Origin of the sequence: Dactylosporangium sp. NPDC050688, assembly GCF_040654515.1 — a bacterium.
In the GTDB taxonomy this organism is placed as follows: domain Bacteria; phylum Actinomycetota; class Actinomycetes; order Mycobacteriales; family Micromonosporaceae; genus Dactylosporangium.
Window position 1 is genome coordinate 1 of the sequence record NZ_JBFAIC010000040.1, and the last position, 16,562, is coordinate 16,562.

The 16,562-nt window shown below is 74.1% G+C and carries 15 protein-coding genes; 3 read left to right on the forward strand and 12 right to left on the reverse strand.

Translation table 11 applies throughout. The features are described 5' to 3' along the window. Positions 1 to 34 precede the first annotated feature (34 nt). Complete coding sequence (locus AB0H83_RS31320) at positions 35 to 595, reverse strand: flavin reductase family protein (protein WP_360101441.1); 561 nt, start codon at positions 593 to 595, stop codon at positions 35 to 37. A gap of 96 nt (positions 596 to 691) precedes the next feature. Between AB0H83_RS31320 and AB0H83_RS31325 the strand changes: the two genes are divergently transcribed. The 3 genes from AB0H83_RS31325 (at position 692) to AB0H83_RS31335 (ending at position 3,998) form a co-directional block, all read left to right on the forward strand. Then, a complete protein-coding gene (locus AB0H83_RS31325; RefSeq protein WP_360101209.1) occupies positions 692 to 1,894 on the forward strand; it encodes a CoA transferase in 1,203 nt (400 codons plus the stop codon). 71 nt (positions 1,895 to 1,965) lie between these two features. Then, positions 1,966 to 3,177 carry an acetyl-CoA C-acetyltransferase gene (locus AB0H83_RS31330; protein ID WP_360101212.1) on the forward strand — a complete coding sequence of 404 codons (1,212 nt, stop codon included), beginning with the start codon at positions 1,966 to 1,968 and terminating at the stop codon, positions 3,175 to 3,177. Between the two features lie 29 nt (positions 3,178 to 3,206). Beyond that, positions 3,207 to 3,998, forward strand: coding sequence for an enoyl-CoA hydratase-related protein (locus tag AB0H83_RS31335; protein WP_360101215.1), 792 nt, complete (start codon positions 3,207 to 3,209; stop codon positions 3,996 to 3,998). Between the two features lie 6 nt (positions 3,999 to 4,004). Here the strand turns inward: AB0H83_RS31335 and AB0H83_RS31340 are convergent, their stop codons facing one another. The 11 genes from AB0H83_RS31340 to AB0H83_RS31390 all read right to left on the reverse strand — a co-directional run bounded on the left by AB0H83_RS31340 (position 4,005) and on the right by AB0H83_RS31390 (position 16,543). Further along, positions 4,005 to 4,925: an SDR family NAD(P)-dependent oxidoreductase gene (locus AB0H83_RS31340; RefSeq protein WP_360101218.1), complete on the reverse strand. Its 921-nt coding sequence runs from the start codon at positions 4,923 to 4,925 to the stop codon at positions 4,005 to 4,007. 41 nt (positions 4,926 to 4,966) lie between these two features. Next, a complete protein-coding gene (locus tag AB0H83_RS31345) occupies positions 4,967 to 5,797 on the reverse strand; it encodes an enoyl-CoA hydratase/isomerase family protein (protein WP_360101221.1) in 831 nt (276 codons plus the stop codon). Further along, positions 5,794 to 6,663 (reverse strand): acyl-CoA dehydrogenase family protein, encoded by an 870-nt coding sequence (locus AB0H83_RS31350; protein ID WP_360101224.1) that lies wholly within the window; start codon positions 6,661 to 6,663, stop codon positions 5,794 to 5,796. Before AB0H83_RS31350 ends, AB0H83_RS31345 begins: the two co-directional genes overlap by 4 nt. Then, complete coding sequence (locus AB0H83_RS31355; protein ID WP_360101227.1) at positions 6,660 to 7,811, reverse strand: acyl-CoA dehydrogenase family protein; 1,152 nt, start codon at positions 7,809 to 7,811, stop codon at positions 6,660 to 6,662. The genes AB0H83_RS31350 and AB0H83_RS31355 overlap by 4 nt, the downstream gene beginning before the upstream one ends. Before the next feature lie 17 nt (positions 7,812 to 7,828). Further along, positions 7,829 to 8,632 (reverse strand): amidohydrolase family protein, encoded by an 804-nt coding sequence (locus AB0H83_RS31360; RefSeq protein WP_360101230.1) that lies wholly within the window; start codon positions 8,630 to 8,632, stop codon positions 7,829 to 7,831. Beyond that, a complete protein-coding gene (locus AB0H83_RS31365; protein ID WP_360101233.1) occupies positions 8,619 to 9,668 on the reverse strand; it encodes an LLM class flavin-dependent oxidoreductase in 1,050 nt (349 codons plus the stop codon). The genes AB0H83_RS31360 and AB0H83_RS31365 overlap by 14 nt, the downstream gene beginning before the upstream one ends. Before the next feature lie 82 nt (positions 9,669 to 9,750). Beyond that, entirely contained in the window at positions 9,751 to 11,850 is a 2,100-nt protein-coding gene (locus tag AB0H83_RS31370) for an acetate--CoA ligase family protein (RefSeq protein WP_360101236.1), read from the reverse strand. 7 nt (positions 11,851 to 11,857) lie between these two features. Continuing rightward, positions 11,858 to 13,600: a thiamine pyrophosphate-binding protein gene (locus tag AB0H83_RS31375; RefSeq protein WP_360101239.1), complete on the reverse strand. Its 1,743-nt coding sequence runs from the start codon at positions 13,598 to 13,600 to the stop codon at positions 11,858 to 11,860. A gap of 82 nt (positions 13,601 to 13,682) precedes the next feature. Next, positions 13,683 to 14,570 (reverse strand): polysaccharide deacetylase family protein, encoded by an 888-nt coding sequence (locus tag AB0H83_RS31380; protein WP_360101242.1) that lies wholly within the window; start codon positions 14,568 to 14,570, stop codon positions 13,683 to 13,685. Continuing rightward, entirely contained in the window at positions 14,557 to 15,273 is a 717-nt protein-coding gene (locus AB0H83_RS31385) for an isochorismatase family protein (protein WP_360101245.1), read from the reverse strand. Before AB0H83_RS31385 ends, AB0H83_RS31380 begins: the two co-directional genes overlap by 14 nt. Positions 15,274 to 15,385: 112 nt before the next feature. Further along, on the reverse strand, positions 15,386 to 16,543 hold the full coding sequence (locus AB0H83_RS31390; RefSeq protein WP_360101248.1) for an acyl-CoA dehydrogenase family protein: 1,158 nt from the start codon (positions 16,541 to 16,543) through the stop codon (positions 15,386 to 15,388). Between the last annotated feature and the right edge of the window lie 19 nt (positions 16,544 to 16,562).

The window sequence follows — 16,562 nt, forward strand, 5'->3', positions numbered from 1 at the left end:
CGCAGCCCCTCGAGGTACTGGTCGCCGCTACGGGTCATCGGGCGCTCCCGTTGGCGGTGAGCGGGGCGGTGAGAGGCATGCGCGTCGTCTCCTGTAGCGGGTGGAGGGCTTGGTAGCCGCGCTGGTAGTGCACCAGCGGGCCGGGATCGGGAGCCGGGCCCAGCCCGATGCCACGCACCCGGCCCACGATGACGTGGTGGGTGCCGGCCGGGAAGTGCCGGTAGGTTTCGCAGTCCACGAAGGCGAGCGAGGCGGCCACCGCCGGGGCTGTCCACTGTGGATCGTCAAGGAGCCAGTCGGGCGGGAGCACCTTGGAGCCGCCGGGCCGCGAGCAGTGCGCCGCGATCGGCTCGGCGTCGGCGCCGAGCAGGTTGACCCCGAAGTAGCCCGACCGCAGCACCCGCTGGTAGGTCCTGGTGGCGCCGTGCACGCAGATGAGCACCAGGGGCGGCTCGCTGGCCACCGAGCTGAACGCGGTGGCGGTCATGCCGACCGGCGCGCCATCGGCGTCGTGGACCGTAATGATCGTCACCCCTGACGCGTAGCGGCACATCGCCTCCTTGAAACTGTCCGGCGTCAAGCCGGCCGGTGTCATCGTCACAGCGACTCCCGTATTCTAGGTCTAGTATAAGACTAGCTTACCTAGGTACAGTAACCAAGACCTTTCCTTCCGGTCGCGATCGAGGAACTTATGAACCACACCGGCAACGGGCCACTACGGGGACTACGTGTGATCGAGCTGGCCAGCTACGTCGCCGGACCGCTCGGCGGCCTGACCCTGGCCCAGCTCGGCGCCGACGTGCTGCGCGTCGACCCGCTCGGCGGCACCCCTGACCGGCGCCGGTGGCCCCTCGCGCCGAGCGGCGCCAGCCTGTACTGGACCGGTCTCAACCGCGGCAAGCGCTCCATCGCCCTCGACCTGCGCACCGCACACGGCAGGCAGCTGCTCGCCGAGCTCGTCGCCGGCGCCGGCACCGTGCTCACCAACGCCGGCGGCCGGCCCGGGCAACGCTACGAGGACCTGCGCGCGGCCCGCGACGACCTCATCTACGTCGAGGTGGCCGGCGCGCGTGGCGGCCGCGGCTCCGTCGACTACACCGCCGACGCCGCGGCCGGGTTCCCGCTGGCCACCGGCACGCCCGAGACGTCCGAGCCGACCGGGCACGTGCTGCCCGCCTGGGACGTCGCCTGCGGGCTCTACGCGGCCGTCGCGCTGCTCGCCGCCCAGCACGACCGCACCGCGACCGGCCGCGGCGCGCACCTCGTCCTCGGCCTCGACGACGTCGCCCTCGCCACCGCCGGCAACCTCGGGTACCTCGCCGAGGCCGAGCTCACCGGCGCCGGCCGTCCCCGCGTCGGCAACGCCGTCTACGGCACGTACGGTCACGCGTTCGCCACCCGCGACGGCCACATCATGATCGTCGCGCTGACCGCACGGCACTGGAACGACCTGCTCGCCGCGACCGGCCTCACCGTCGCCACCCGGGCGATCGAGGCCGCGCTCGGCACCGACTTCACCCTCGAGGAGGAGCGCTACCGCCACCAACGCCTCCTCGACGCGCTGCTGCAGCCCTGGTTCACCGCGCGGAGCACCGCCGAGGCCGAGGCGGCGCTGCGCCCCACGTCCGTGCTGTGGTCGCGGTTCCGCACGTTCCGCGAGATCGTCACCGACGGCCGCGACGAGCTGCTGGCCGGGCCGGTCTTCGACGTGCTCGACCAGCCCGGCGTCGGGCCGCACCTGGCCCCCGGCTCGCCCATCACCCGCGGCGGGCGCACCCTCGGCGGCCCGCACCCGGCCCCCGGCCTCGGCGAGCACACCCGCGAGGTGCTCACCGAGCTCGGCCGCACCCCGGCGGACATCGACCAGCTCATCGACTCGGGCATCGTCGCCTGACGTGCCCCACCACGTCGCGTGACATGACCCACCACGTTGCCTGACGTGACCCACCACAAGGAGGTCGACGGATGCACGACGCCGTCATCTGCGCCCCGCTGCGCACCCCGATCGGCTGCTTCGGCGGCGTCCTGCGCGACGTCGCCGCCGCCGAACTGGCCGCGACCGTCATCCGCGCCGTGCTCGAGCGCACCGGCCTGGACCCGGCCGCCGTCGACGACGTCATCCTCGGCCAGTGCAGCCCCAACGGCGAGGCACCGGCGATCGGCAGGGTCGCCGCCCTCGACGCCGGGCTGCCCGAGACCGTCGGCGGCGCCCAGGTCGACCGCCGCTGCGGCTCCGGGCTGCAGGCGATCCTCACCGCCGCGATGCAGGTGCAGACCGGCGCCAGCGACCTCGTCCTCGCCGGCGGCGCGGAGAGCATGAGCCAGGTCGAGCACTACGCCACCGGGCTGCGCTGGGGCGCGGGCGAACACGTCGCGCTGGTCGACCGGCTGGCCCGGGCCCGCGCCACCGCCGGCGGCCGCGACCACCCGGTGCCGGGCGGCATGGTCGAGACGGCCGAGAACCTGCGGCGGCACTACGGCATCTCCCGCGCCGAGCAGGACGAGCTGTCCCTGGAGTCGCACCGGCGGGCCGTCGCGGCCCAGGACGCCGGCATCTTCGCCGAGGAGATCGTGCCGGTGACGGTACCGTCGAAAAAGGGCCCGCAGACGGTGGACACCGACGAGCACCCGCGCCGCGACAGCTCCCTGGACGCCCTGGCCCGCCTGCGTCCCGTGCTCGGCCGCGACGACCCCGACGCCACCGTCACCGCCGGCAACTCCAGCGGCCAGAACGACGGCGCCGCCGTCTGCATCGTCACCACCCCGCAGCGGGCGGCCGAGCTCGGCCTCACCCCGCTCGTACGGCTCGCCGGCTGGTCCCTCGCCGGGGTCGCACCCGAGGTGATGGGCCTCGGGCCGGTCCCCGCCACCCGCCGCGTCCTGGCCCGCGCCGGGCTCACGCTCGCCGACATCGACCTCGTCGAGCTCAACGAGGCCTTCGCCGCGCAGGTCCTCGCCGTGACCCGGGAATGGGGCTTCACCGGCGCCGACTTCGCGCGGCTCAACGTGCACGGCTCCGGCATCGCGCTCGGCCACCCGGTCGGCGCCACCGGCGCCCGCATCCTCACCACCATGGCGTACGCGCTGCACCGCCACGACGCCCGGTACGGCCTGGCGACGATGTGCATCGGCGGCGGGCAGGGCCTGGCCGCACTGTTCGAGCGGGTGGCGGCATGAACGCGCCGGAGCGCAGCGGAGGGGATCGCGTGAGCGAGGTGTTGCTGGACGTCGACGGCGGCGTCGCCCGGATCACGCTCAACCGGCCCGAGCGCGGCAACGGCGTCACCTACGCCCTCGCCGCGCGGCTGCACGACGTCGTCGCCGAGGTCGCGGCCCGCCGGGACGTGCGGGTCGTCGTGCTCACCGGCGCCGGCCGGCAGTTCTGCGTCGGCGGCGACCTGGCCGGCGACGCGTTCGCCGCGGCCCGGCACGAGGTGCCGGTGGAGGACGACGTACGGGCGCAGCTGGAGCGCGGGCGGCTCACCGAGGCGATCCGCGCGCTGCCACAGGTGAGCATCGCCGCCATCAACGGCGGCTGCGCCGGTGCCGGGCTCGCCCTGGCCCTCGCGTGCGACCTGCGGGTCGCCGCGGAGCACGCCGTGCTGCGCACCGCCTACCTCGACGCCGGGGTCAGCGGCGACTACGGCATCACCTGGCTGCTGCCGGCCCTGCTGGGCGAGGCGCGGGCGAGGGAACTGCTGCTGCTGTCGGAGAAGCTCGACGCGAAGGCGGCGCTGCGGCACGGGCTGCTGCACCGCATCGTGCCCGGCCCGGCGCTCGACGTCACCGTCGACGCGCTCGCCGCGCGGTGCGCGGCCCGCGCGCCGCTCGCCGTCGCAGCCATCAAGGAGAATCTCGCCGGCGCCATCGGCGTGCCGCTCGGCGAGCACCTCGCCGCCGAGGCCCGCCGCCAGGTTGCCACGGCCCGCTCCGCCGACGCCGCCGAGGCGGCCGCCGCGTTCCTCGCCAGGCGGCCGCCCGTCTTCGAGGGACGGTAGCGGGGCTCAGCCGCGCGCCGCGGCGCCGCCGGCCCGCTTGCTGCGGTCGGTCATCGAGAACCGCAGCCGGGCCATCATGTTCTGCACCGCGGGGTCCTGCCCGGCCTGCTCGAACAGGCCCGGCACCCCGGCGGCCAGCTCGTCCTGGTTCCAGCGGCGCTCACCGTTGCGGATGAACGCGACGCTGGTGAACGGCTCGTAGAGCTCCACGACGTCGCCCTGCACCCCGAACACCTTGCCCGAGATCGCCCCGGCCGCGTCGCTGCACAGGAACGCCACCATCGGCGCCACGTTGTCCGGCGCCCAGAAGTCCCAGCCGTCGCTGCCGCCGATCTCGCCGTAGGCGCCAGACGTCATCCGGGTCCGCGCGGCCGGGCACACGACGTTGCTGACCACACCGTAGCGGGCCATCTCCTGGGCGATGATCGACGACATCGCCACGATGCCGGCCTTCGCCGCGCCGTAGTTCGCCTGGCCGAAGTTGCCCAGCAGCCCGGCCGTCGACGAGGTGCCGACGAGCCGGCCGCCGGTGCCGGCGTCGCGCCAGTACACGCACGCGGCGTGCGCGACCGCGTAGTGCCCGCGCAGGTGCACCCGGATCACGTCGTCCCACTCGTCCGCCGTCATCTTCACGAACGTACGGTCGCGCAGGAACCCCGCGTTGTTCACCACCGCGTCGAGCCGGCCGAACGTGTCGACGGCGGCGGCCACGATCGCGTCGGCGACGGCGGTGTCGGCCACGTCGCCGGGGACCAGCACGGCCCGCCCGCCGCCGGCCTCGATCTCCTTGACGACCGCGGCGCCGGCGTCGGCGTCGAACTCCGCGACCACGACGCTGCCGCCGAGCGCCGCCACCTCGAGGGCCTCGCAGCGGCCGAGGCCGTGCCCGGCCCCCGTGATCGCGACGACCTTCCCTGACAGGCTCAAAGGGGCCCCTTCGCTACGCTGCGGACCGCTCATGACACTCCTCATCCCGCCGGCGGGTAGTCGCCGGCCAGCCGGCCCTGCTGGACCGCCACGATCGTCTCCTTCATGCCCAGCTCCGTTCGGCGGGCCGCGATGAACTCCGCGCCCGGCGCCTGGTGGCTCACCGCGGAGAACTCGGCGCCGGACAGCACCGCGTCGCGGAAGCCCTGCAGGTTCATGGTGCGGTTCAGGGCGTACTTCTTGAGCGCCAGCACGTCGCTGGGCGTGTTCGCGATCCGCATCGCCAGCTCGTGCGCCCGCTCGTGCAGCTCGCCGGCCGGGTATACGTGGTTGGCCCAGCCGAGCTCGACGGCCTCCTGGGCGCTGAACCGGCTACCGGCGATGTACGACAGCTCGCGGGCCTTCTTCGGCCCGACGAACCAGCTCGCCACCGGCGACAGCAGCCCGCCGCCGACCGGCAGCTGCGGCCAGCCGATGACGGCGTCGTCGGCGACGACGGTCAGGTCGCACATCACCGCCATCACGGTCGCGGTGCCGAGGCAGTACCCCTGCACCGCGGCGACGACCGGCTTCGGCGAGTCCCAGATCCGCAGCCAGCGCTCCAGGCTCGCGCGCTGCCGCTGCCAGTCGGTGAAGGACGAGCGCTGCGCCGACGCGGCGCGGCCGGGGCCGGACATGTCGCCGCCGGTGCTGAACGCGCGCCCGGTCGAGCAGACCACGACAACCCGCACGTCCGGGTCCGCCTCGTGCGCGGTGAGCCCGGCGGTGAAGCCCTCCAGCATCTCCGGGGCGAGCGCGTTGAGCTTGTCCGGCCGGTTGAACCGCAGGTACCCGACCCGGTCCCTGGTGAACACCTCCAAGAGCTCGGTCATGACGCGCTGCCCGCCAGCGCCGCCACGACGAGCCGGTGCGCCTGGGTGACGTGGCGCAGCGACCAGTGCAGGTCGCACTCCCAGGTGTAGCCGATCCCGCCGTACACCTGGATGGCCCGCTCGACGACGGAGGCGCACAGCTGCAGCACGTAGGGTGCGCCGCCGGTCATCGCCGCCGGGTCGTTGCTGAACCAGGTGACGCCGCTGCGGGCCAGTTCCACGTCGCGGTGCATGTCGGCGAGGGTGTGCTTGACCGCCTGGAACGAGCCGATCGGCCGGCCGAACTGGACCCGGGTCTTGGCGTACTCCACGGCGTCCTGCAACGCCCGGTCGGTGGCCCCGACGGCCTCCGCCGTGGCCAGCAGCGCATAGTCGCGCAGCGCACCGGCCGGGGCGAGCGGTCCGGGCGCGGTGCCGGCGCGGCCCAGCGGCAGCGACGGTGCGTGGTCGTCGACGGTGCTCTCCCCCGCGACGGGTGCGGTGCCGCCGCCGGCCAGCACCAGTGCCGCCTGCGCCGGGTACGGCAGCAGGAAGCGGTCCCACTCGGGCACCACCAGGGTGATCGCCGTGCCGGCGGGCGGCCGCTCGGCCAGCCAGCGGCGCGCGGCGAGGGTGCTCAGCAGCGGCAGGCCTACCAGGGCCCGGCCCCACGCCTCGGCCATCACACACAGGTCCAGCAGCGTCACGTCCGCGTCGGCGCCCGGGGTGTCGCCGTCGGCGAGCTCGGTCCAGCCGCCGGAGGCCAGCTCGGCCCACAGCTTCGCCGGGGACCAGCGCTCCTCACCGGCGGTGCCCTCGACCGCCATCTGGTGCACCGCGTCGGTGACCTCCAGGCCCAGCGGACTGGGCAGGTATCGCGTGCTCACGCCTTCGCGCTCCCTTCGCGGGGCAGGCCCAGGACCCGCTCGCCGATGATGTTGCGCTGGATCTCCGAGGTGCCCGACACGATCGTGGAGGCCCGGTGGAACAGCAGCCGGGTGCGGTACAGGTCGGTGTGCTCGGGGCAGCCGCCGAACGCGGCCAGGTGCACGATCTCCTGCACCATCTCGCTCCAGGTCACCTTCAGCACCGCGCTGGAGCGGGGCGAGGCGTCGCCGCCGGCCATCTTCTCCAGCGAGCGCATCATCTGCCAGCGCAGCAGCTCGACCCGGGTGACGAACTCCGGCAGCCGGGCCGCGATCGCGGGGGCGTGCGCGGCGCAGTGCTCGGTGAACAGCCGCAGGTAGCCGTGCAGCTGGTTGAGGGCGATCGCGCCGAAGCCGACGCCGCGCTCGTGGGTCAGGATGGTGCCGGACACCGCCCAGCCCTCGTCCTCGGCGCCGACGAGCAGGTCGGTACTCGTCTCGGCGCCGTCGAAGAAGACCTCGTTGAACTCATGGGTGCCGGTGATGTTGATCAGCGGCCGGACCTCGACGCCGGGCTGGCGCATCGGCACCAGCATCAGCGACAGCCCGCGGCTGCGGGAGCCGGCCGCGCCGGTGCGGGCCAGCAGCAGGCACCAGTCGGAGAACTGCGCGTACGTCGTCCACACCTTCTGGCCCTGGATGCGGTACACGTCGCCGTCACGCACCGCGCGGGTGCCCAGCGAGGCGAGGTCGGAGCCTGCGCCGGGTTCGGAGAAGCCCTGGCACCACAGCTCCTCGCCCTTGAGGATCGCCGGCAGGAACCGGGCCTGCATCTCGGGCGTGCCGTGGTGCATGATGGCCGGCCCGGCGAGGAGGCGCCCGACCCGGCCGAGGCCCTCGGGGGCGTCCATGCGGGCGGCGATATCGTTGAACGTGAAGTCCTCGATGACGCCGAGGCCGCGGCCGCCGAACTGCTCGGGCCACGACAGCCCGGCGTAGCCGGCGTCGAAGAGCTGCCGGTCCCAGACCCGGCGGATCTCGATCTCCTCGTCCATCGTGAGGTCGTTGCGGCGCTCCCGCCACTCGGCGGGGATGGCGGTGGTGAGCCACGCCGTCACCTCGCGGCGGAACTCGTCCACCGCGGGGTCGGCGAATGATGTTGCCGGCACTCGTGCAGCCTCCTGTTTCAACGTTCCCAGCCGAGGCGGCGCAGCAGCGCACCGCCCATGACCAGGTCGAGGTCGTCGTCCTTGAGGAACGGCAGCTCCTCGGTGAACATCGCGACCGCCTCCGCGTAGGTGCACGGCAGGCGGGTCGCGTCGGTGCCCCAGAACACGCGCTCGGCGCCGAATGCCTGCACGACCCGCTCGATGCGAGGCGCGAGACCGCGGTAGGGGTACGGCTCGTCGGTGGCACACGGCAGCGCCGACGCCTTCACCGACACGTTGTCGTGCACCGCGAGCGCGACGAGCTCGTCGAGGATCGGGTCGAGGGCGTCGTCCTTGTCGTCGACGAACAGCCCGAGGTGATCGACGATGAGGTTCAGTGCGGGGTTGGCCGCGGCGACCGGGCCGAGCTTGGCCAGCTGCCCCGGCGCCCACACCATGACCGGCAGGCCCTGCGCGGCGGCGACCGGCCAGAACCAGTCGGCGGTGCCGTCGTCGAGCCAGGAGACCTTGTGCCACGGCGGGAACGCGACCCGCACGGCCACGACCGCGTCGTCCGGCCACGCGGTGACCTGCTCGCGCGCCTCCGGCTTGTCGAGGGCGAGGTGGGCGGTGGTGCGGAAGCGGTCGGGGTGGGCCGCGACCGCATCGAGGCTGATCTGCATCGCGGCCGGGAACGGCGGGACGAGCACCGCCCGGTCGATGCCGGCGGCGTCCATGTCGGCGAGGATCGTGGCCAGCGGGATGACCCGCTGCCCGAACTTCGCGGCCCGCTCCTCGTGGCCTTCGGGGAAGAGGTGGATCTGGCTGTCACAGGTGAGCATCGGCCGTCCTTTCCGATCGGGCGCGCTGGACGGCGGCGACGAGCGCGAGGCCGTTGGCCCGGGTCTGCTGCGGTGTGCCGCCGGAGGTGAGCTGCAGGACCAGTTCGTCGACGCCGGCCGCGGCGAACCGCCCGGCGGTGGCGGCGATCTGCTCGGCGCAGGAGTCCGGGTCACCGGCGACGGCGTAGGCCGCCACCATGTCGTCGGGCACCAGCGCCGCCACCGGCCCCCAGTCACGGAACCGCAGTTCGGTGGCGAGGTCGCGGATGCGCTCGGCGACCCCGGTCCACGGGGTGCCGGCCAGGACCGGGTGGTAGCTGGGGGTGGAGAAGTAGAACGCGAGCTGCCGGCGCACCGCGTCGGCGGCGGCCGCCGGGTCCTCGTCGACGACGCAGATCTTCCACGCCGCGAGCCTGAGCCGGTCCGCGCCGGCGACGGCGGGGGCGACGACGTCGCGCAGGTAGGCCGGCGCGGTGGCGAGGCTGTGCAGCGCGATCCCGTCGCAGGAGCGGGCCGCGGCGCGCAGCATCGCCGGGTTGAGCGCGGCGGCGTACAGCGGCACCCCGGCGCGCAGCGCGGCGTCCTGCGGCATGTCCAACTGCGGGAAGTCGCACTGGTAGAACCGGCCCTCGAAGCGCAGCCCGCCCTCGGACCGCAGCGCGGCGCGGACCAGGTCGACGTATTCGGCGGTGCGCGGCGCCGGGTGGTCGTAGCCGGCCGCGTCGAAGCGCTTGGCCCGCACGCCGCGGGTGCCGGCGCCGAGCCCGAGGGCGAACCGGCCGCCGCTGAGCTCGGCGAGATCGGCGGCGGCCATCGCCACCGCGAGGGGTGCCCGGGTGAACGAGTAGGCGATGCCGGTGCCGATGCCGATGCGGCTGGTGTGTGCCAGCAGGTGCCCGGCGCGGACGATGCCGTCACCGCCGAAGCCCTCGGTGGTCCACACCCGGTCCAGGCCGGCCTCCTCGGCGGCCCGGGTGATGTCCAGCAGCGGCCCCAGGTGACTGGTGGCCAACGCCATCGAGATCCGCACGGTCATGCCGCCACCTCCGCTTCGCTCCGGCGTCGGCCTGACCCACAACTGCCACATGATGAGCGGCCCGAGACGCTCCGCTGGCCGCTCATGCCGGCCCTGCCGCGGGCAGCAGCACGATGTCGAGGATCTGCGGGCCGGCGGCGGCGTCGACCATGACCGGGTTCAGCTCCAGCATCGACCAGGCGGCGAGCCGGCCGCCGACGAACTCGGCGGCGAGCCGCTCGATGAGCGCGGCGGTCGCGGCGCGCTGCCCGTCCGGCACCGGAAGCCGGTCCAGGGCCCGTCCGACGGCACCGTCCACTGTGGGCAGCGCGATCAGCGACGAGTCGGTCTTGGATTCGACGTCGCCGCCGCCGGAGCCGACGATGAGGTACGGCCCGTACCACGGGTCGCGGTTGAGCGACACGAACAGCTCGACGCCGGTGCCGGTCTCCTCGACGAGCACGCCGTGCACGCCGGGCAGCCCGGCCGCGGCGGCGGAGGCGAGGACCCGCCGGGCGGCCGCCTCGGTCTGCTCCGCCGTGGCGCAGCCGAGCACGACACCGCCGACCTTCACCTTGTGCAGCAGCCCGTCGGCGACGATCTTCACGACCTGCGGGTACGCGAGGCCGGCCACGGCCCCGGCGACGCCGTCGACGTCCTGCGCCGCCACGAACGCCGCCTTCGGCATCGGCACGTCGAGCGCGTCGAGCAGGTCGCGGGCGGTGCGGCCGTCGGGCGCATCGCCGAGTACGTCGGCGAGCACGTCGGCCGCTCCCGCCGCCGGTGCCTGCGGTGCCTCAGCCGGCGGGTAGAGCCGCGCCAGCATCCGGGCGGTGGTGGCGATCCCCCGCACCAGCAGGGTCTCCGGGTGCCGCTCGCGGAACGCGACGGCCCAGTCGGTCCACGCGAAGTCGCTCAGCGTCGACACGATGGTGGGGCAGCCGGAGGCGGCGCCCAGGTCGGCGTAGCGGTCCAGCGAACGGCGGTGCACGTCGCGCTCGTCGTCGGCGGTCGGGAACGTCAGCGCGTACGGGATGACGACGGCACGCACGGCCGGGTCGGTGTAGACGGCATGGAACGCGGCGGTCACCTCCTCGTACGGCTTCGGCGAGGCGGTCAGGTCGATCGGGTTGCTCACGTACGCCCCGTCGGGCGCGACCGCGCGCAGCGCCGAGGTGGCGGCGTCGCCGAAGGTGGCCAGCCCGACGCCCTCGTGGGTGAGCAGGTCGGCGGTGAGGGCGGCGGCACCGCCGGACGTCTCGATGACCGCGACCCCGCCACCACCGGCGCCGGCCTCGCCACCGGCGGCGGGCCGGCGGCTGAGGTAGTCGGCGATCGCGGCGGCCCGGGTCAGCTCCTCCATGCTGCGGACCCGGATCACGCCGTGCGCGGTCAGCACCTCGTCGACGAGCCGGTCGGGGCCGGCCAGGGCGGCGGTGTGCGAGCGGGCGATGGCCGCGCCGATCGCCGACCCGCCGGACTTCGCCAGCACGATCGTGACGCCCTGGGCGCGGGCCCGGGTCAGGGTCCGCTCCAGCCGGGCCCGGTCGCCGCCGAACGACTCGAGGTAGGCGGCGATGACGGTGGTGGTGGGCCGGTCGAGCATCGTCTCCATCGCGTCGACGGGGTCGAACGCGGCGCCGTTGCCGATCGACACGCACAGGTCGACACCGGCGCCGTCCTCGACCAGGCCGCCCATGATGGTGCAAGTGAGTGAGCCGCTCTGGGACACCACGGACACGCCGCCGACCCGCAGGTCCGCCGGGATCGGCGCGCCGAGCGGGGCGATGCCGGCGCGGAAGTCGGCGAACCCGACGCCGTTGGGCCCGTACAGCCGGCTGCCGGAGCCCTCGACGATGCCGACCAGCTCCCGCTGCAGGCGGATGCCCTCGTCGGTGCCGCGCTCGGCGTACCCGTCGGAGATGAGCACGATGTGCGGGATCTTCATCTCGACCGCCTGCGCCACGACCGAGTTCGCGACCGCGGAGTTGACGATGAGCACGGCGACGTCGGGGGTCCGCGGCACGAGGCCGAGGTCGGCGACGGTCGGCACGCCCCGCACCTCGGGACGGGTGCGGCTCACCGGCCAGATCTCGGCGTCGCCGAAGGTGCGCAGGTTGTGGAACAGCAGGTAGGTCCAGAGGCTCCCGTCGCGGGCCCCGACGATCGCGACGCCGGGCCGGGGCGTGCGCTGTGCGGTCATGTGGTACTCAGCTCCGATCACGGTTCATGACGGCGTCCACCAGCACCGGGCGGCGCTCCTCGCGCACGATGCGCGCCGCGCGGGCGAGCGTCGCGGGCAGCTCGGCCGCGTCGGTGACCGGGCCGATGCCCTCCACCCCCTGGCTGCGGGCCAGGGTGGCGAAGTCGACGTCGGGGCCGGTGATGTCGATGCCGGCGGCCACGTCGGTGTCGCGGCCGCGCTGGTGGCCGATCTCGCTCTGGTGCATCCGGTCCTGGTTGTAGGTGCGGTTGTTGGCCATCACCACGAGCAGCGGCAGCCGCTCGTGGGCGGCGGTCCACAGCGCCTGGGCGGTGTAGAGGAAGTCGCCGTCCGGCTGGATGTCCACGACGAGGGTGTCGTCGTGACGGTGCGCGAGCGCGGCGCCCAGGGCCGCGGGGACCCCGTAGCCGAGCCCCCCGCCGCCGGAGATGCCGAGGTAGCAGTTGAACTCGTCCATGTCGAACGCGCGGCGCGAGTTGCCGTACAGCGCGCCGAACGCGAGCTGCCACGGACCGCCGCGGACCGCCTCGAACGTCTCGGCGGCCAGCCGGGCGGGGCCGAACCCGCCGGGCGCGCGGGACAGCCGCTCGCGGAACACCGCCGGGCCGCTCGCCGTGGCGCGCAGGGCCGCGGTGCGCGCGGCGGCGCCCGGCACCGGCAGCTCGGCGACGATCTCGGCGAGGCGCGGCAGGGCCACGGCTGCGTCGCCGGTCAGCACCGCCTCGACCCGGTCCCAGGCCGCGGCGGCCCGGTCGAGCGGGGCCCGCTCGATGAGCGCCGCGCCGGACAGCACGAAGACCCGCGCCCCGGGGCGGGGCAGCCAGGCGAAGTCGCGGTTGGCGACGTCGGTACGGCCGAGGGCGAAGTACGGGTCGCGAACGTCGACGGCCAGGATCACGTCGGCCTCGGCGACGTCGGCGTGATGGTGCTGGGTGCGGTCGGCCCAGTGCGTGTTGGCGAAGTTGTGCCGGGCGCCGAGGTCCACGACACCCGCGCCGAGCCGCTCGGCGAGCGCGGCGAGCGCCCGGTACGCGGCCTCGCTGCGCCCGGCGGTGTCGGCCAGCAGCAGCGGCCGCTCGGCGGCGGCGAGGGCCTCGGCGACCGGCAGCAGGTCGGCGTCGGCGACCGTCGGGGTGCTCTGCCGGGCCAGCGCGGTCCCGGGCGACCACAGCGGGTTGCGCGGCTCGCCGGCGGCCACGTCCTCCTGCAGCCCGGCGTCGAGGGCGACGTAGACGGGCGCCTGCGGGTAGGCGGTGGTGACGGCGTGGGCGCGGGCCAGGCTGTGCACGGCGGCGTCGAGGCTGGCCGGCTGGTCGTCCCACTTGGTGTAGGCGCGCACCTGGGCGGCCTGGTCGCGGCTGGCGTGGATCCAGTCGATCCACGGCCGGCGGCGGGCGGCGTCGGCCGGGCCGCTGCCGCCGACGACGAGCATCGGCACCAGGTCCAGGAACGCGTTGAACAGCGCCATGGAGCCGGTCTGCAGCCCGACGAGGTTGTGCAGCGCGACGCCCATCGGCCGGCCGGTCGCCTTGGCGTAGCCGTGGGCCATGCCGACGGCCACGTTCTCGTGCAGGGTCAGCAGCAGCTCCGGCTTGCCCGCGCGGACCAGCGACTCGTGCAGGCCGCGCAGGGTCGCCCCGGGGTTGATGGCGAGGTGCTCGATGCCGAGGCGGGCCAGCACGTCGACCATCACGTCGCTGCCGTACCGCACATCACTGGTACTGCTCATGCCGTCACCTCCGCTGCGCTCCGGCGCGGGCCTGAGCCACAACTGCCACATGACGAGCGGCCCGAGACGCTCCGCGGGCCACTCATGCCGCCACCTGCGCCGCGTACCGCTCGGCGATGGCGCCGGGGGTGGTGAGCCAGATGTCGTCGCGGCGTTCGGCGAGCAGGTCCAGGACCCGGCGCAGGGCGTGCAGCCGGTGCGGCTGGCCGGCGGTGAACGGGTGCAGGCTCAGCGCGTACACCAGCGGGGTCCCGCCGGCGCCCGCCTGGGTCAGCATCTCGGTCAGGTGGTCGTGGGCGATGTCGGCGAACTCGCGGCCGGTGTGCCCCCGGGAGAGCACCTGCGGGTAGTCGTTGGTCTCCAGCGGGTACGGCACATTGAGCAGCGGCCCGCCGCGGGTCGACAGCCACACCGGCTGGTCGTCGATCGGCCAGTCGAGGGTGTAGGTGTAGCCGGCCTCGGCCAGCAGGTCCGGGGTGCTGGCGCTCTGCGTGGCGCCCGGGGACATCCAGCCGGCCGGGCGGGTCCCGAACGCCGCGGTGAGCAGCGCCGTGGACTCCTCGATCAGGGTCCGCTCCTCGTCCTCGGCCATCCCGCCCTGCAGCTCGGAGTTGGTGCGGCCGTGCCCGACGATCTCGCCGCCGGACGCGCGCAGCGCCTCGGCGACCGGCGGGTACAGCTCGGGAACCCAGGCGTTGAGCAGGAACGCGGCCGGCAGATCACGGGCGGCGAGCTCGTCGAGGATGCGCCACAGGCCGACCCGGATGCCGTAGTCGCGCCAGCCGTACCGGCGGTGCTCGCTGTTCGGCGGGTCCATCCCGGGCGTCAGCGTCGCCCCGCCGCCGCCGTAGGCGAAGCACTCCACGTTGACCGCGACGTAGGCGGCCAGGCCACCGCCGTGCGGCCAGGCGAACGCGGGCCGGTCGGTGATGGGGCGGTAGGTGTACCGCCCGGCGTCAGGCAGCCGCATGGAACGGTCCCTTCTCGGCCCGCGTGACGTAGTCGTGGGCCTCGGCCAGGCCGATCACGTCGGCGTACTTCTGGTCCAGGTCGAACAGGTTGATCCAGTGCGACGCCTCGATACGGTCGAACGTCAGCTCCCGTACGACGCCGACGCGGTAGTTGAGCGAGAACGCGTCCAGGACGGTGGAGCGGATACAGCCGCTGGTGACGCCGCCGCCGACGAGCAGCGAGTCGACGCCCCAGTCGGTGAGGTACGCCGCGAGCGGGGTGCCGAAGAACGCGCTGGGCTTCTCCTTGTCCAGCACCACGTCGGTGGGGTGCGGCGCGATCGGGTCGACGATGTCGAAGGCGCGCGGCGCCGGCTTCATGTCCTCCCGTCCGCGGCGGTTCTTGTCCAGCCAGCGGCCGCGGTTGAGCCCGTCGGGGCGGGGGCGCACCGGCCGGGTGTAGACGACCGGCAGGCCGCGCTCACGGGCGGCGGCGGCGAGGCCGGCCATGGCCTCGACGGCCCGCCACGCGGCCGGGCCGCAGGAGTTGCGGTACAGCGCCAGCGACTCGGTCTCGCTGAGCCCGGGGTCACCGCAGAACAGGTAGGTGGCGTCGATGAGCAGGACGGCAACGTTGCCGCCGAGCCCCATCCTGGCGCCGTAGCCGGCCTGCGCGGCGATCTGCCGGTCGTGCTCGGTCAGAAACCTGTCCCACTCGTTCACGCCGCCTCCGCTGCGCTGGGGTACCCGCAATGCATGCACGGTATCATGTACTCAAGTTCTCTACTAGAGATATGCATCTTGGACGGACGGACGCCTGGGCGCGAGCCGCCGATCAGGCGTTGACGCCGCCGCGCTCGATGAGCTGGCGGGCGATGACGTTGCGCTGGATCTCGTTGGTGCCCTCGCCGACGATCATCAGCGGGGCGTCGCGGAAGTACCGCTCGACGTCGAATTCGGTGGAGTAGCCGTAGCCGCCGTGCACCCGTACCGCATCCAGCGCGATCTGCATGGCCGTCTCGGACGCGAACAGCTTCGCCATCCCGGCCTCCAGGTCGCAGCGCCGCCCGGCCTCGGCGCGCTCCGCCGCGTACAACACCAGCTGCCGGGCTGCGGTGAGCCTTGTGGCCATGTCGGCCAGGTAGTTGCCGATCGACTGGTGCTGCCAGATCGGCCGGCCGAACGAGTGCCGCTCCTGCGCGTAGCGCAGCGCGTCCTCGAACGCGGCCCGCCCCACGCCGAGCGCCCGGGCCGCCACCTGCAGCCGCCCGGTCTCCAGCCCGGTCATCATCTGCGGGAACCCGCGCCCCTCGACGCCGCCGAGCAGCGCCCCGGCCGGTGCCCGGTACCCGTCGAACGACAGCTCGCAGCTCTCCACGCCCTTGTAGCCGAGCTTCGGCAGGTCCCGGGAGACCGTCAGGCCCGGCCCGTGCTCGACCAGCAGGATGCTGACGCCCTTGTGCTTCGGCACCGCGTCGGGGTCGGTCTTGCACAGCAGCGCGATGAGCTGCGAGCGCCGCGCGTTGGTGATCCAGGTCTTGGCGCCGCTGATCACGTACCCGTCGCCGTCGCGGCGCGCCGTCGTCGTCATGGCCTGCAGGTCGGAGCCGCCGCCCGGTTCGGTGAGCGCCATCGTGGCCCGGATCGCGCCGGTCGCCATCCCCGGCAGGTACCGCTGCCGCTGCTCTTCGGTGCCGAACGCGAGCAGCAGCTTCGCCACCACCGTGTGCCCGCCCATCGCGCCGGCCAGGCTCATCCAGCCGCGGGCGAGCTCCTCGGTGACCTGCACGTAGCAGGACATGGACACGAGCGCCCCGCCGTACTGCTCGGGGATCGCCAGCCCGAAGACGCCGAGCTCCTTCATCGTGTCGATGAGCTGCTCCGGGTACTCGTTCGCATGCTCCAGGTCGCGGGCGACCGGGCGCACGTCCCGGTCGACGAAGTCGCGGACCAGGTCGACCACGGCGCGTTCCTCAGCGTTGAGGTCCGTCACGCCGTCACCTCCTTCTGCT

Coding starts and splice junctions, on each gene's coding strand:
- AB0H83_RS31345 (WP_360101221.1), bottom strand. CDS start 5,797: ATGACCGAGCTCTTGGAGGTGTTCACCAGGGACCGGGTCGGGTACCTG.
- AB0H83_RS31360 (WP_360101230.1), bottom strand. CDS start 8,632: ATGCTCACCTGTGACAGCCAGATCCACCTCTTCCCCGAAGGCCACGAG.
- AB0H83_RS31375 (WP_360101239.1), bottom strand. CDS start 13,600: ATGAGCAGTACCAGTGATGTGCGGTACGGCAGCGACGTGATGGTCGAC.
- AB0H83_RS31330 (WP_360101212.1), top strand. CDS start 1,966: ATGCACGACGCCGTCATCTGCGCCCCGCTGCGCACCCCGATCGGCTGC.
- AB0H83_RS31365 (WP_360101233.1), bottom strand. CDS start 9,668: ATGACCGTGCGGATCTCGATGGCGTTGGCCACCAGTCACCTGGGGCCG.
- AB0H83_RS31380 (WP_360101242.1), bottom strand. CDS start 14,570: ATGCGGCTGCCTGACGCCGGGCGGTACACCTACCGCCCCATCACCGAC.
- AB0H83_RS31370 (WP_360101236.1), bottom strand. CDS start 11,850: ATGACCGCACAGCGCACGCCCCGGCCCGGCGTCGCGATCGTCGGGGCC.
- AB0H83_RS31320 (WP_360101441.1), bottom strand. CDS start 595: ATGACACCGGCCGGCTTGACGCCGGACAGTTTCAAGGAGGCGATGTGC.
- AB0H83_RS31325 (WP_360101209.1), top strand. CDS start 692: ATGAACCACACCGGCAACGGGCCACTACGGGGACTACGTGTGATCGAG.